Below are 16,338 nucleotides of genomic sequence, written 5' to 3'. Positions count from 1 at the left end.
GGTTATCCAGCGGCTTAATTTTTCAAAACCTTCGATAGAATTCGAAAACGAGAGATGCCGTTTTGAAATGACGATTCCTCGGAAATTTGTGGACTGTGCCACGTGAGTTTCTTTGGCCATGTCAATTCCTATGACAAGATGCGAGGTGGYAATTTGTTCAATCCGTTGATTTTGTGCGTCTGATTGCTTAAACTTCATAGTAAGAGCGCCTCCTTGATGTGTTGTCGACAAACCCATCATACCGAGGTGCTCCTTTTTTGACAAAGACTATTTCTTAGCCTCAACAGGAATGTTTAGCTTAACAGGACCGAGAGCCGAATGGCCCGAAGCGTGAATATGGTGTTATACGAGCCGGAAGCAGGTGATTCCAGACCTCTAAATTCCCGATAAACCCTTATGGATCAAGGGATCATGTCATTTGTAAAACAATCCCAATCGACTGCAAATATTCCGATTTTTCGTGAAAGTTATATGAAATCGTATATCCCATAGTTATACGATTTCTCCCCTCCTCCTTCGTATATCCGTTTTGGTTCGCATAACTTCATAAGGATATGCGAAGTGCAAAACCAAGATCACTTCATCATGAACGTCAATTGGAACGCTGCTGTGCAATTCTTTCTTCAGAATTGTAAATCTCGAAGCTTATTTCGTATACATATCTAATGAGACTTTTTGTTCCTGAAAGGTTCTTTCATCAATAATGAGCCAATCAGTACGCGCGCGCATTGCAATATAAGATGCATGCCTATGGTCACGCGGCAAACATTTCGGGAGTGAGAGTCTCTCCTCATACGTTCCGGCACTCGATGGCGAAGTTTCACATTTTGAACGGAGGCGATCCGTTGACTCTTCGGCGCATTTTGGGACATGCCACCCTCGATATGGTCGATTACTATGTCAAATTATTCAGCAGCGATATAAAACAGCAGCATAAAAAATAGAGTCCGGTGGAAAACATGAAACGCATCTTAGCGACGCCGTGCATGACGCGGAGTTACAAGCTACACAATTCCGATATGCCGAGTTTAGCGGCCAATTAGTGAAAAGGCATCTCTGTAGCATGCCAGAACGAAAAATATTTAGTTCTTGCATCCTTGTTGTATATGTTAATAAGAAAGAGAGTGTGCCACCGTCGGCACCCTTTCTGTAGTTTTCGGTTTATTCCTTCGGAAACTCAACCTCCGGATATGACGGATTCGGCTTGCTGATCAAGCCACCGCCGGTTTCTTTTAAATGCTTGTTGAAAAAATCCAAAACGTACCGGTTCACGATATCCGCGCTTCGTTCGCCGTCAATGTCGCCCGTTATGCCGAGCTGCTTCAAAAGTTTTGAATAAAGCTGTAAGTCGGTGAAGTTGTAATGCTCCGTACCTTCAATATACACCATTGATGCTTGGTCTATGATTTTGTATTCCTTTTTTCGTTCCTCAATCATCTTGTTGAATTCTTCTTTCGTTAAACCCGAATTTTTGATTTCTTCATCAGAAATCTTTCCACTCAGCGCCTTGTTTTTGATGTTCATAAAGCTGGTCGATTCCATGAACAGAAACGGCTTTGAAATCGCCTGCTTGTCGTTGACATTGTACAATGAACCGTCCATGTTGATTCCTGCTTTAATTCTGTGATTTGAATATGCGGCGTTAAACGCCGTGGCGCCGCCGAATGAGTGACCCATCATCCCGATGTTATCCATATCGAGTTTTCCCTCAAAGGCATCACGATTCAGCTGATCCAACTGGTTGATGACAAAGTCGGCGTCGTGCGTCCAAATGTTCCCGAGCTTGCTGATGTTTTCGGAAACTCCGTTCATATATGGCTCGGTTGTTAAGCCTGTCACCCGTCCGTCTGGAAAAGCCGTTGCCATTGTGCTGTAAGTATGATCGATAGCCACTGCGACAAATCCATGACTTGCCAGATGCTCGGCTTGGGAAGCGTGCAGCAGCCGGCTTGTTCCGAAGCCGTGGCTGATTACGACGACTGGATATCGGGCTTCAGCTAATGAAATCGTGGTGTTTTCGTATGAGTTAGTTTTGATATAGCGCCAATAGTCCAAAGCAAACGCGGGAAGGCCGAATCCATCTGCGAACCTCTCGATATACTCGTGAAATGTGCTTGCGTCTTCGGAAAAGAGAGGTGCCTGTTTCTGTCCATTCAAACCTTGTGCGGGGTACCATACTTGGACCATCAGTTCTCTATGATCGTGCGGATTTTTTGTCAGCGTTTCTTCTCTGCCGCGGTCGGTCAAATGAAACATCTTCGTCCCGACCGAATAAGCACCGTCAGGCTTAGGCAAATCGAAAACGGGCAGGTATACAGACAGGAAGACGGAGACCGCCAACATGGCGATTGTTAGAACATACAAGCCATATTTCAACAGCTTCCACATCCTGATATGAAACCTTTTTCCGAAGATCGCGATAAAGGCGAGGACGACGGAGATCAGATAGATCAAAACCATTTGCCATCTGTACCCCTCAAAAAAAAGCTGTCCCGCCAATAAGCCAATGTTCGCAAATCCGGCTGACGCCGCAAGCTTTCTCGGCATTTTTTGCTGAAACAGCATGACAAAAGACAAAAGAGTTAATAATATTTCGAAAGTTCTCATGATTTCTCCATTATATAAGTTGTTGGTGGTCTTATACATAACGAATGTGTGGTTCGATTGGTTGCAAAAATATTCCTTTTGGCTGCATTAAAAAAAACGTTGGATTGCCCAGAGGTTGCAGCTTATGATGTTGTGGTTCGCTCTAAGCTAGTTCTCCTTTATCTGTTTCACATGTATACGGTAAACCCATTATCGCTTTGAGAAAGCATGGACATGTTGCAAACGACTATTATATCTTTCATAAGTAATATGACAGTATCAGCTTCGTATATCTCGTGAAACTCAGGTTCGCAAATCCTTTTCTGCGCATAAACCGTGAACACCTGATTCGTATATCTAAGCTAAAAAAATCAAAGTTATGCGAAAACAAAGCACCAAAAGCGAAGTAGGGAAATAGATTAAACCCTTGTTGCACAAGGGTTTAATCTATTTATGAAGGCTCAAAAAATGGTTCGCATAATTGAATTTGATATGGCTTAACATTTTATCCTTAACAAAGAATTTTTTGAATAATAATCATGATGTTGTTATCGACTATTACGTTACCTATAGTGATAAAACGAGTTATATGATGGAAGCATCAAGAGATTTAAACATTAACATTAAATTTATTGTATTGCTGGTTGACAAGAATGAGTTATTACGAAGAGATAGTCAGAGACCTCTTAGACATCAAATGGGTGATCGTTGTATTATAGGGCTTAACGAGATACTAAAGTCAAATCCACCTGAGAAGCACATCATGAATACAACGCACACTGATATTGAGGAAGTTGTAGATGAGATTTTGAGAAATCCAAGGTTTCTTTTAGATTCTTCGTCATAGCATTCAAAGTGTTGATAGCTAAACAGCCTGCCGGAGTGATCTGGCAGGCTGTTTACGATTAAAAATGAATTAAGTTACCTCAGTCTTATAATTCCGATTCACTGACTTGTGCTCGGATGCCTCTTATTGTCTCCATTCAACATCGTGAACGGTTAGCTCGATACGAGGTGTTTTATAAATGCAATTCGTACTATTTGATCATCCCATATAGGCCCGCGCCATACCACTTCGTAATCTAACTTACTATTCATTTTAATCACGGGGATATTTGATTCTTCAGTATGGGAGTAGACTAATTGTACACCCTTAATTCGTGCTTCCTCTTCTAATTTTAGCTTAAGTTCGTAGGCGATCCCTCGTTTACGATAATCTTTATCGACCCATAGTTGGTAAACTTCCATAAGCTGACCATCTTCGGGAAACAAAGCTCGATCTATCCTCCGTAAAATACTAAAATCAGGAACATCGTCACGATTTCTTACTCGATACATCAATAATCCAATCTTTTTCTTGTATGATTGGTCTTCACAAATAAATGCACCTATTCCATTATCATCATTCTCTATAAAGGAAGAAACTGTATGCCGGTGCTCCATTATTTCTTCAGGTGTCTTATCGGCATTTGTTGTTGTCGTTCCTTCACTTTTAAAATCTATACTAAATATGAAATCCAAATTACAAGCCAAGGCCTTTCTTATAACGATCATCTTTCAACTCTCCCAATATACGCTTCATGTACTTTTACATAATAAGTAATATTAAAAATCGCATCTATCAATTTGAGAACCCACACCATGTAAAGTAGGTGAAGACCTTGCTCGAGAATAAGAGTTATTTCGACTATATTGTTCTCAATCCTTTCTAATATGGAAAATTGTAGCATGAGAAAAATAACTATGTAAATGGTTTTCTACTTACAGAGGTGATTAACGTATTCTGCTCGTTAACGTAATGAAGCTGCCCATCGTTCCGGCAGCTTCATCATAGGTGTTTATTGTGCTATCGTTCCCTGTTAGCTTATCAATTTGTTCCTCTAACTTCTCAATTCGTACAAAAAGACATTAAGTGAATTTACTTTTATATTTTCCACAGTTTGCTTATCTTCATCTCTTGCTTCCTCAAAAGGAATACCATCATGATACTGATATTTTAAAAACACATTTATTATCGAATCTATGTTTTCTACTGTTTCAATTTCACATTTAAAAGGTAGTTTTGTATGGATGTCTGAAATGAAATTAAAGCGCAACCTTCCAGATCGCCAATCGAACCATACATAAAAAAGCATTCTATTACAGTCTGATTTTGTCATTTGTTCAGTTCTATTTGTAATTACATTACAAAAAAAGTTTCCTATCTCACCAACTGTAAACTCACTAGCTAACTGTTGACTCATCGAAATTGACCATGTGTTTTGTGAAATTTCTTCTTCTAAGTCATCGATATCATTTCCAATGAACATTTTATCTTCTACTATTTCATCGAGTTCCTTTAGAAACACCTCTTTGTTCATGTCCGCAGCACCTTCTCATTATACTTAATTAGCTCTCATTGCCCGTCAGTGAGTCAAATGTTACTTCTCATTGACTTATAGGCCATGTGAATAAGGAGCGGCAGACGCCAACGAATGGGAGTATAGGGAAATTTTGAGTTAATTGGTAACGTCTCGCTGTCGATCCATATCGGTAAGCACCTGGACGACATCGCCTTCTTATATCAGTTCTAGGTTTCGAGCGGCGGCAGCAAGCAGAATCTTCAGATAGATCTGTTCTACCGGCTTTCCGTCCGGCTTATGCTCATCCAGTGGCGGATATAAGCACTCGCCTCCTCCTTGCTCATACTGCCCAATCGCGTCTTAAGCGAGTTTAAAGAAAAGGATCCTGATGCTTCACGAAACGTCTCGTGTGCTTATAGATGCCCTGGATCAGTGGTAAGGATTTTTTTCGTGTTCCTCATGGAGCACAACTTCGACTGAATGACCATTGCCAAACGTAACACCACCCTGTTTCGATTCGTGAAGGAGCCGGGCCGACAGGATCGATACATCCAGTATCTGCATGCCAATTGAGTAAAGAATCGTATAAATCCCTTTTCCCAAAGGGACTGCCGAAAGGGCTAAATGCGTTAATGTTACCTATAATAAATCGTAGTGCTGTAAGAAACCCCTGTATAGAAAAATGATGATCTGCCAGAGGGAACCGCACTTCTCATACAGTATAGATTTATATCATCGGTCAATATTGAACAGTGCTTGTAAGTCTTTTCTGCGCTCACGGTGTTATCAAGGTAGTTGATGTAATTTCTTAAAAAAAGTAGCGATTAATTCATAGAATTTTGCCCAGCTTGGTCACTCCGAACCTTGTATAATACTCCATATATCCTCTTATCTGCATTTCTTCGTACAACTCTTTAGTTAAATATTTCATTCTTTCCTCTTAATCTCATTTCGCTGACTCACTAAGTATACGGCTTGTAAATCTCTTTTTTTGCGGTAACCTTCCCATTAGTTTAATAAAAAACGGGCCATTAACATGACTAAAAAATCAAATAACCCGAACTCACGAGGTCGGAAAGCTTCATCTTAAGCTATTCAACTAACGTTCCCCTTCCTTCGGATGGAATATTCTGGAGGATGCAGCCAAGTACGAGCATCTCCTTGTAATCGATATAGACGGCTCGAAGGTTGCCTGTTTTCCTTTCATAACTCAACGATCCCTTTAAGATGCACATCTGAAATGCCGCCGCATCCGATAAACCCGAGTTTTATGCTTTTATCCTCCTTCAATATTTGAAAGCATCCAACGTTAACCATTCAGTGGCATTTCCAAAATGTCATTTGGAATACCGGCCAGACTCTCAGAACTGATCAAATTAATTTACTGGAGCCTCTTAGACGGTACGGTGCACAAAAAAAGCCAGAGTCAGACAACTGACTCTGGCTTTTCGGGGTTAACGTCTCCCGCGAAGCAACTCTTCGATTTCTTCCAGCGTCCCGAGCGAATGAATGGCGCCCTTACGAGTCGTAGCGAGCGCCCCGCCGGCGTTGGCGAAGGCGACTGTTCTGTGCAGTTCCTCCTCGCTCCAGTTCGCCGCCTTCGTCTCGCTGCCGAGCACGCAGTGCAGAAACGCGCCCATGAAAGCGTCGCCCGCCCCGGTCGTATCGACTGGAACGACACGGTTGGCTGCCACTTCGCCGGCATAGCGCGCCGTCCGATAATACGTTCCTGCTGCTCCTCGCGTGACAAGCAGTACGTCCAGCCCGTAGCGAAGGACAAGCTCTTCGGCTCCGGTAGCAATATCCAGTGTGCCGGCGTCAGGCAGGCCCGTCAGCAGCGCCAGTTCCTCATCCGACACCTTAACAATGTGAGCCTGTTCAAGCCCACTCTTCATCCATACAAGCCCGAGTTCCTCGGTCTCCCACAGAGATGGACGCCAGTTCGGATCGTAGGAGATGATCGCGCCTGCTTGCCGCGCCGCCTCAACTGCATGAAGCGTCGCATGGCGCGAAGGCTCCGATGTTAGCGAGATGGAGCCGAAGTGGAACAGACGCGTTCCGCTTGTAAGTTCCGGCCGCACTTCGGCCTCCATAAGCAGCGCGTCCGCTCCCGGCTGACGGGCGAAGTGGAACGAACGCTCTCCCCGCTCGTCCAAATGTACGAACGCCATCGTCGTATGTGCTTCCCGGCTTAACACAAGCCCCTCAGCTGCGATTCCTTGCCGGATCAGCACATCCCGCAAATACTCGCCGAACGGATCCTGTCCGACCTTGCCGATAAAGGCAGTCTTGTTGCCCAGTTTTGCGAGCGCCGCCAGTACATTAACCGGAGCGCCGCCGGGGTTGCGTTCCAACAAAGGCTCCCCGGATACCGATACGCCCTCCGGCACGAAATCGATCAAATACTCGCCAAGTGCCACCGCATCGTAAATTTTGTGCCCCATTACCCTTTGACCCCCGACATCGTGATGCCCTGAATGTAGTAGCGCTGCAGAAACAAGAACAGAATCAGAATCGGAGCCGTTGCTATCGTGCTAGCCGCCAAAATTTTGGACCAATCGGTACCGGCTAGCGAAGAGAACGACGCAATCGCGACTTGAAGCATCTGCTTCTTTTCGTCGTTGATGACGATAAGAGGCCAGAGATACGAGTCCCAGTTGCCGAGAAACGTCATAAGGCCGAGTGTTATTAGCGCCGGAACGGCCGCCGGAACGACGATTCTAATGAACACGCGCATAACCGAAGCACCGTCAATCTTCGCCGCTTCCATAATCTCATTCGGAATGTCCGCGAAAAACTGCCGCAGCAGGAAGATGCCGAACACCGACAGCGAGGAAGGCACAATGAGACTAGCGTACGAGTTGACCCACCCGAAATTGTTCATCAGCAAGTAGTTTGGCACGAGCGTTACTTCACCCGGAATAACCATCGCCGACATGAACAAGGCGAAGACGATCGACTTGCCACGGAATCGCAGCTTCGCGAAAGCGAAGGCGGCCAAGGCGCTTACGACGAGCACGATGACGGTTACGGATCCAGCGACGATCACTGTGTTCCAAATGTAGCGTAGGAATGGATTCGTATCGCTGAAAATAACGTTTTTGTAGTTCTCCCAGGTGAACTTGACTGGCACGAACATATGCCAATTCAAGCTCGATGAATATTGGAACAGTTCCTCATAAGGACGCAGAGATCCAGCGACCATCCATACGATCGGAATGATGCAGACGATGGCGATGAGCGTCATCATGATGTATTTAAGCGCAAACCCCATTTGCCGCATAATAATCCCCCTAGTAGTCAGCTTTCTTATTGAAGTAGGTCATTTGCGCAAGCGAGATGATCAGCACGATAGCGAACAGAACAAAAGCCGCCGCTGTGCCGTAGCCCATTTGCATTTGCTGAAAAGCCGTTTTCCAGATGTAATACACGACTGTCTGGGTGGACCCGTTCGGTCCTCCATTGGTGAGGACGAAGACGATACCACCCAGCTTTATTGCATCGATCGTCGTCATGATGACAACGAAAGCCATCGTCCGGTTCAGCATCGGCAGCGTAATGCGGAAGAACTGCTGCGCTCGGCTTGCTCCGTCAACCCGAGCCGCCTCATATAAGTCTTGAGAGATGTTGTTCAGTCCCGCAAGAAAAATAATCATGAAAAACCCAGATGCTTTCCAAATGCCGAGAATGATTATGCCGTACATCGCGGTATCCGGATTGGATAAAAAGTTCGTCAGCGGCAGTCCCATCGACTTGAGAAGCTGATTCAGGATGCCGAAGTCCTTGTTGTAGATGAGCTTGAACACCGTGGCTGCGACCGAGGTCGAGATCACGACTGGGATAAAATAAGCCGTGCGAAACAGGCTTGTAAAACGCCCGGCTCGCTGAATCAGCAACGCGAGGCCTAGCGAGATCGCTGTCTGTACCGGAATGACAATGACCGCGAAGAATAGTGAATGCCGAAGACTTGCCAGAAACTCAGAGTCATTCATCAGCGTCCGGTAATTATCTATGCCGTTAAAAGACCGGGTTCCGCCCACCATGTTGTAGTTCTGGAAGCTGATGAAGAATGCTTGGACCATCGGGTAGAAGACAAAGAGCAGAAGCGCTGCCAACGCAGGCAAGATGAACAGCCAAGCCGTTCTCTCTTCCTGGCGCAGTGCCCGGCCGAAGGGATTTCCTTTGCGGCGCTTGGATATCGATGGAGCCAGCTCGGTGTGTGCCATGGTTTTCCCTTCCTTTCAGTTTGGTGGATTGGGTGAATAAACTTGATTCAGAGAACTATCGCCCTTTACGGCTCGAAGACAAACACACTCATCGTCGCCGTCACTTTGCCGTCAGGCGTCTTCGCGATCAAGTCGGCTTGTCCTGCACTTATGCCAGAGATGTCAACACCGTTGCCGTCCGCTGCATGTGTCACTTTAGCGACTGACATGTCGCTGGACGCCCATTCGAGCTGTTGGGAGGCGGACAGCGGCAGCACGGACGACTTCACGGTTACATGGGCGCCAACCGCCACGTCCACACTTTCCTTGCCGATGAGGATGCGGCTCGGTACGTTGGAATCAGGATTCTCGTCACGCCACACCGAGCGCATCGGGTAGAATGAGGCTTCATCTAGCTTGACGCTCCCCCGCTCAAGTTCTAGCGACAAGCCATTGCTTAACGGCTCGGGGAACACGATGGCGGATAGCACCTTCGCTCCGTCTTCAGCAAACACTTCGAGCGTGTCTTCGTCTACATAGATCCGAAGAGGTAACCTTCCGTCTGCAGACGGCTTCACCGGAGCCACAAAGCTCTCCGCGAAGCCCGGCTCAAACGAAACAGCGCCAGATTTCGAACGGTCGATTGTAAGTGTTCCTGCTGCGGCATTGTAGCGGATGATGGTTTCCTCCGCCCCCGTACCATCTGTCCTTACCTTGAGTGCAAACGCAGCATCAGCCGAAACGGTGAAAGTCGTATCCAGCTCATAAGAGGTTCCGCGCCACTTCCCGAATGCGTTCGAGTTGGTCGCGAGCTGCTGCGCTTCGAGCTTAAGTACGATGCCGCGCAGCGAATCGAGTTCCTTGACTGGTTGTTGAATGAGACGGATCCCTTCGCCAGGAATATCGCGAAGTGTAAGCTCGCGGGGAACGGACATGTTGCCTTTCCAAGGATCGGTCGGCATCGTAAACGGGTAGCGCCAGTTGGACATCCAGCCGAGCCAGATACGCCGTCCATCCTTCTCCGGGATGTCCGAATACGAGACCGCCGCATAGAAGTCCTTACCGTAATCCGTCCACAACACTTTATCGGCGGGATTATCATTATGGAAGGTTTTTCCGTCGAACTCTCCGATGAAATATTGCGCTGTCGAGCCTTTGGTCGCCTCGTTGTTGCCGACGCTCAGCGTCAACACCCACTTGTGATTACCACTGCCGTCTACCGGAAGCTCGAACAGATCTGGACATTCCCATACGGCGGCATGCGAACCTTGATTTATGCCGAATTCACCTGTCTTGGTCCAGTTTCGGAGATCGGGCGATGAGTAGAATCTAACATGATTGTCGACTGATACCACCATGATCCAACGCTTGCTCGCTTCGTGCCAGATAACCTTCGGATCGCGGAAATCCTTGATTCCGGGATTCGGAATGACCGGATTACCCTCATACTTTGTCCAGGTGCGCCCGCCGTCGCTGCTGTACGCGATGCTCTGCGACTGCACGCCGCTCTGGAAATGCGTAAAGATTGCAACCAGCCCGGATTTACCTTGGAAAAAACCGCTCGTATCGTTCCAGTCCACAACCGCGCTGCCCGACCATATTTCGCCGAGCTCATCGCGAATCAAGGCGACCGGAAGATGCTCCCAATGCACGAGATCCTGACTGACCGCATGCCCCCACTGACCGCTGTTCTGGTAAAACTGATGGTACTCTCCCTCGTAATACACCATGCCGTTTGGATCACTCATGTTGCCGGTCTCGACACTTAAGTGGTACTGCGGGCGATAGCGTTCCGTGTAATAATTCGCGATCGGGTTGAATCGGAAAGGTGCGGGCGTCGCGTAGATTTCCTCCGCCTTGTTGGTTTTTCCAGCGGAATCTTTAATTGAATCGGAGTGAAAAGACATCCAGATCGCTCCTCCTATCGCGAGCACAACCACGGTGCCGATAGCGATCGTGGCTAGGGCCGACATAGACTTTTTCGGAATCCCGCTCATTGCTTAACCTCCAGTCCATCCATAGTCCAGAGCCGCATGGCTTCGAATACAATGGTTCCTCCCACCGCCTGAATCTCCAGTCTGCGTCCTGAAGCCAGAGGATAAATGCGGCTGGTCAACACTCGATCGCCATCGTTGACAAACAACTCTATGGATGAGTTGTCTGAGAACAGACGGAGACTCAGGCGAGTGGCGGCAGAAGCCTGAAGGTCGGATACGTACACGCCGGGATCGCCAATTCCCGCCTCATTGCGGTTCAATTCGATGCGGCGCTGCGCAGCCAGCCAGCGGATCTTAGTGATTTGGTCTGTGACGGACCGCGAAGTCTTTACGGACTCTGCGTCGGATAAATCCTCGCATGCTCCACTAATTACGATCCGAAGCTCCTGCGCCTCTGTTGCAGACAAATCAATATCGGCTTGCCATTCAAAGGCCGGCGGCAGCAACCAGATTCGTTCTTCGCCAGGCTGCAGATGGAGTCCGTTGTCTAATTTCGAAATCTCTTGTCCTCGAAGAGAAGCTAGTTCCTCTACTGGCCTCGAGGCCAGACGCCCATCTTCGGTCATCTGAAGCTCTCGGGCAAGCGTCATAGCCCCATACCAGGCGCGTCCCGTCTTAATGAGTCGCGATCCCCACATGTCCATCCAGGCGATCAGGATGCGGCGTCCGTTGCTGTCCAACATCGTTTGCGCGGCATAGAAGTCCGGTCCGTCATCGATGATACCGCTGCTCTCGGGGATAAAACGACCTGCAGCGAAGTCCATCTCACCGATCATGTAGAGATTTTTGACGCCGTCCATGTTCATCGGTGAAACGATTAGGACGTACTTGCCTCCTAGCGGGAACAAATCCGGACATTCCCACATATCTCCCTGCGTCCCGTCGCTCTCCGCCGCGACACCTCGGTACGACCAATCCAAAAGGTTGGGAGACTCGTATAGGAGGGCGCGGCCGCGACCGTTTTTACCTGAGCCAATGACCATATACCAGCGCTCTTCATGCTTCCACACCTTCGGGTCGCGAAAGCCGAAGCATTCACCGTCTGGACTGCCTTGAATAACCGGCACCGGATGCTTAACGAAGCGGATGCCATCCTCGCTCGTCGCCATAGTCTGCACTTCCTCCGGGGTACGCCCATCGACGTGTGCGGTATAGAAAAGCACCAATTGTCCCTCATGCTCCACCGCACTGCCCGACCAACAGCCGCAGCCGCCTTCAGACGAACCGAACTCGTAGGGCTCCGTCGGTGCAAGGGCAACCGGGCGATGCTCCCACCGCACCAAGTCCCGGCTGACCGCATGTCCCCAGTACATCGGGCCTTGATAATCACCGAATGGGAAATGTTGATAGAAGGCATGGTACTCGCCTTTAAAATGAATAAGTCCGTTCGGATCGTTCATCCAGCCCGACGGCGCCATCAGATGATAGCGCAGGCGGAACGGATCTTGCGCCGCCCGAGCGGCTCCGGCCTGTACCGCTTCCTCCGCTATCTTAAGCGCCTCCTCATGCTCGGATTGGCGGCTGTCTTGCCTCGTGTTCGTGTTTGTCATGTCGAATTCTTCCTTCCCGCAGCTTTCCATGTTTGTTTCGATTGCCTCTATTGTAAGGCTGCGGGAAGGGCCAAGACTTTCACTATGCTCGGGGAGCAACTTTTAAAATGCTGGGTGGGGGGAGGAAGTAGCGAATAGTGGGGAGGGATGACTTCTTCTATAAAAGCTGTTAGCTCTCATTCGTTGTCTGCCGCTTCTCCCGGTATTCCTTTGGGCTGCAGCCGTAATACTTTTTAAAAGAGGTGCTGAAATAGCTGGAGCTGGAGTAGCCGACCAGCATCGCGATATCCGTCAACTTCAGATCTGTCCCGCTCAGCAGCTCGGCGGCGCGCGTCATCCGGAGCCGCGTCAAATAGTCACTGAATGTAACGCCAGCGTTCTGCTTGAACAAGCCCGACAGGTAAGTCTCGTTCATGTGAAACATACTGGCCAACTGAGACAGCGTCAACTCGTAAGGATAATTCTCATCCACATACTTGCGGACCGCCTCCGCCTGCAACTGGCCGCTGGAGGTCCGGCTGCTTCGCACCGCATCCATGACCAAATCGGCGATCCGTTCAATTTGCGCAAGTACCTCTTCCCGACTCCGATAGGTCGCAATCGAAGCTTGGCAATTCCAAAGCACCTGTTGAAGCGAGGTATCGCCCAGTTCAAACTTTTTCGCAAGTGAACCGAAGGTTAGAATGACCCGCAGCGCCAGGAAGGTGAAGGCGAACATCGGCATGTCTCGATTCGACGGGAACAGCTCGAGTAATTGAGCGGAAAAAGCTTGCCGATTCAATGTCTCGATCGCCTGAATCAGCCTTCGCTCCGTCTCAGCCGTGAATGACTGCGCCCAATCCAGTACTCCCTGCTGGGTCGATGCGGTGGCCGATCCATCGATCGTCTCGCGGCTCCAGGCCAGCATACAGCTCGCATAGCCGTTTTTCGCTTCGCGCCACCCCGACACGGGCTCGCCTATGCCGCTGACGCTCTCAAGCCGCAGGTACATCGCCGCATTGCGCTTCAGCTCGCGAACGAACTGCTCCGCGGCTGCGTCACTAGACTCCTTACTTCCCGTGTCCACCAGCAGGAAAAACATCATCGACGGGTGCCCCACGTCATAGAATGGGTACACGTCCTCACGCTTATCGGCCGTTTCCCGGCAGAGCATGCGGAATGCCAGCTGCAGCAGATCGCGGCGTCCCTCCCAGCTTCGCAGCCGTCCCGGCGGCAAGCGCATCTCTAGTGTCGCAAAGCGTAGGCTTAGCGCTTCGCCGTCGAGCTTGGCGAGCTGCAAATGGTGCAGTCGATCTCTCACCGCAGACTCGCCTACGCCTTCCTCTTTCACCAATTGAAGGAGGAAATGCTCCTGCATTTGCCGCAGCTGCTGGTTACGCTGAACCTTCTCCCGCTGGCGCTCACCTTCCAGCAGTCGTTCCTCCTTCAACTCGCCCGCCAGCTTCCCGAGCAGCGATGAGAGCTCCGCCCGCACTACAGGCTTCAGCAGGTAATCCTTGACGCCGAGCTGAATGGCCGACTTCATATAATCGAAGTCCGAATAGCCGGATAAGACGATAACACGCAGTTCCGGATAGGCCTCCTTGCAAGCTCGGATGAAGGTGATCCCGTCCATTTTCGGCATTCTAATGTCCGAGATGACGATATCCGGACGAACTACCGCCTCGGCAAGCATACGGAGTGCTTCCTCTCCATCGGACGCTTCGTAAGCGATGACGAATCCGGCACTCTCCCAATCAATCTTCGCCCGGATGCTATTGCGAACACCGGCTTCATCGTCTACGAGCATTACACGGTACATGATGATCAATTCCTTCTTGCGGGCAACCGCATCGTTATCGTCGTGCCGGAATCCGGTGATGAAGCAATGTGGACTTCAAAGGCATCGCCGTATTGCACCCTGCAGCGCGCCAGCACGTTTCGGAGTCCGATGCTGTTCCCCTCCGTGTGGAGGATCGCCGTCGTATCCGCCCCAGACAGCCCCCTCTGCAAATCGGCTGCCAGTTCCCCATTCATGCCGATTCCGTTGTCGGAGATGGTCAAGTACAGCCAACCGTCGCGGGCCTCGGCACCTAGTTCAACAATCGCTATTTCCCCGTTTTCCAAACTGTATTTAACCGCATTCTCAACCAAGGGCTGCAGAATAAACTTAGGCATCTTAAGTTCACGGGCCCCCGGCGCCTCTTCGATCCGTACCTGTAGTCGATCGTCATACCTTAGCTTTAGGATGAACAAATAATCCCGGATATAATCGAGTTCTTCCGGCACCCACACCTGATCAGAGCTCAAATCCAGCGAATACCGCATCATCTGTCCCAGCGACTCGGTTGCATCCATAACGAGGTCATTGCGCTTCATAGCGGCCAGACCGCTAATAATTTCGAGCGTATTGTTGTAAAAATGCGGGTTGATCTGCAGCAGCAACGCTTTGTATTCGGCGTTTTTACGCCTCAGATTCGTCTCGTATTCCGTTTCGATCAGGTACTTCAGCCGGTGCGTCATCTGTCCGAAAGCGCCGGTCACATAACCGATCTCACTGTGCCCCCGCTGGGTGTTGGGCATCTGTTTAATCGCTTCGTCGAACTCGCCTCGCTTCACAAGCTTCATGGATCGGGCCATTCGCGTAAGGGGATTCGTGACGCTTTTGGACAGGCCGAATGCCACAACAAGCACGATCACCAGCAGAATTCCGCTTACGAGCAGCATCGTCTCCTTAATGCGGTTCAGCTTCGCATACAATTCCCGTTCCGGCACGACGCCCATGATCGTCCAGTTCTGATCCGGCAGCTCCTCGTAGAAGACCAGGTAAGGCTTGCCCTGATTTCGTACGGCGAACACGCCGCTCTCCCTCACTCGCTTCCCCGCCTGATTGGTCTGCCGGACTTTGGCAAGCTTGCTTATCCCTTCCTGCAAGATGGCCGCTACTCCTGTAAACTGCTGGCCTAGCACGCTACGCCCATCGATATCCAGCAGGAAGACGCGGCCCGTCTCGCCGAAATGAATCCGTTCTAGTGGATCCCGCAGAACGCTCGTCGGATAGTTGACCTTAACGATGCCAACGCTGGTCAACGTCTGAAGCTCAACAAGAGGCAGCAGGTAGCCATTCACATTGCGGTTCCTCATGCTCTCATCCGGCTGGTCCTCGTCCAGGTGAGACCCCGTCCATTTCACATTCTGCTCCTTGTAATCCAGAAACCAAGGTTGCTGTTCATATGTGCGATCCTGCTTCCACAATCCGCCCTTCGCAATAGTAAAAAGACTGATCGAGATTCCGTTGGAATTATTCACCGCATAGGAGGACAGAAAATCCCGCACCCTGCGCTTCGCCAGCAGTTCTTCTCTCTCCAGGTCTTCGCTATTGCGCAGATCGGCCAGCCAAGTCTGGGTAATCGAGCTTCCGAGAACCTGGTTGCCGATATCCTCCAACTGCTTCATCAAGGTCGTTACGTGGGAAGCATACTGCTCGATCGTCTGCGAAGCGGATATTTCAAGGGAATTCTTAATAAGGTTCGCCGACGTAGAAGTCAGAATATAGACCAACGAAACGAACGGGCAAATAAGCAGGATGGAGAAAGCAACCATAAGTCGGCTTCGAAGCGAGTAGAGCATGTCGTCAGGCCTCCGGTGAATGTAAGATGAGAGCTATTTGAACGCAAAA

Annotated in this window: 11 protein-coding genes and 1 pseudogene; 1 reads left to right on the top strand and 11 read right to left on the bottom strand. The window is 49.3% G+C overall.

Annotated features, from left to right (window positions below):
• A pseudogene (locus AC1DOV_RS28010) lies at positions 1-198 on the bottom strand (IS110 family RNA-guided transposase); the annotation flags it as partial.
• Positions 199-740: 542 nt separating this feature from the next.
• On the opposite strand from AC1DOV_RS28010, the gene AC1DOV_RS28005 reads away from it, so the two are divergent.
• Positions 741-944 (top strand): tyrosine-type recombinase/integrase, encoded by a 204-nt coding sequence (locus AC1DOV_RS28005; protein WP_477509324.1) that lies wholly within the window; start codon positions 741-743, stop codon positions 942-944.
• 217 nt (positions 945-1,161) lie between these two features.
• On the opposite strand, the gene AC1DOV_RS28000 is transcribed toward AC1DOV_RS28005, so the two are convergent.
• From AC1DOV_RS28000 to AC1DOV_RS27955, 10 genes are all read right to left on the bottom strand, one after another.
• Positions 1,162-2,607: an alpha/beta hydrolase family protein gene (locus AC1DOV_RS28000; RefSeq protein WP_477551588.1), complete on the bottom strand. Its 1,446-nt coding sequence runs from the start codon at positions 2,605-2,607 to the stop codon at positions 1,162-1,164.
• Positions 2,608-3,585: 978 nt separating this feature from the next.
• Positions 3,586-4,140, bottom strand: coding sequence for a GNAT family N-acetyltransferase (locus tag AC1DOV_RS27995; RefSeq protein WP_477551587.1), 555 nt, complete (start codon positions 4,138-4,140; stop codon positions 3,586-3,588).
• Between the two features lie 326 nt (positions 4,141-4,466).
• On the bottom strand, positions 4,467-4,946 hold the full coding sequence (locus AC1DOV_RS27990; protein ID WP_477551586.1) for a hypothetical protein: 480 nt from the start codon (positions 4,944-4,946) through the stop codon (positions 4,467-4,469).
• Positions 4,947-6,382: 1,436 nt separating this feature from the next.
• Positions 6,383-7,372: a carbohydrate kinase family protein gene (locus AC1DOV_RS27985; RefSeq protein ID WP_477551585.1), complete on the bottom strand. Its 990-nt coding sequence runs from the start codon at positions 7,370-7,372 to the stop codon at positions 6,383-6,385.
• A complete protein-coding gene (locus AC1DOV_RS27980) occupies positions 7,372-8,211 on the bottom strand; it encodes a carbohydrate ABC transporter permease (protein WP_339208274.1) in 840 nt (279 codons plus the stop codon). Before AC1DOV_RS27980 ends, AC1DOV_RS27985 begins: the two co-directional genes overlap by 1 nt.
• 10 nt (positions 8,212-8,221) lie before the next feature.
• Entirely contained in the window at positions 8,222-9,154 is a 933-nt protein-coding gene (locus tag AC1DOV_RS27975) for a carbohydrate ABC transporter permease (RefSeq protein WP_441879454.1), read from the bottom strand.
• A 65-nt stretch (positions 9,155-9,219) separates the two neighbouring features.
• On the bottom strand, positions 9,220-11,130 hold the full coding sequence (locus tag AC1DOV_RS27970; protein ID WP_477551584.1) for a GH32 C-terminal domain-containing protein: 1,911 nt from the start codon (positions 11,128-11,130) through the stop codon (positions 9,220-9,222).
• On the bottom strand, positions 11,127-12,680 hold the full coding sequence (locus AC1DOV_RS27965) for a glycoside hydrolase family 32 protein (RefSeq protein WP_477551583.1): 1,554 nt from the start codon (positions 12,678-12,680) through the stop codon (positions 11,127-11,129). The genes AC1DOV_RS27970 and AC1DOV_RS27965 overlap by 4 nt, the downstream gene beginning before the upstream one ends.
• Before the next feature lie 169 nt (positions 12,681-12,849).
• The gene (locus AC1DOV_RS27960; RefSeq protein WP_477551582.1) at positions 12,850-14,481 is read right to left on the bottom strand and encodes a response regulator transcription factor; all 1,632 of its coding nucleotides are present in this window, start codon (positions 14,479-14,481) and stop codon (positions 12,850-12,852) included.
• A gap of 5 nt (positions 14,482-14,486) precedes the next feature.
• On the bottom strand, positions 14,487-16,289 hold the full coding sequence (locus AC1DOV_RS27955) for a cache domain-containing sensor histidine kinase (RefSeq protein WP_477551581.1): 1,803 nt from the start codon (positions 16,287-16,289) through the stop codon (positions 14,487-14,489).
• Positions 16,290-16,338: the final 49 nt, after the last annotated feature.

The organism is Paenibacillus sp. 01T47 (assembly GCF_056398245.1).
The sequence above is the reverse complement of the archived record's forward strand: the minus strand, read 5'-3'. Positions and strand labels throughout refer to the sequence as shown.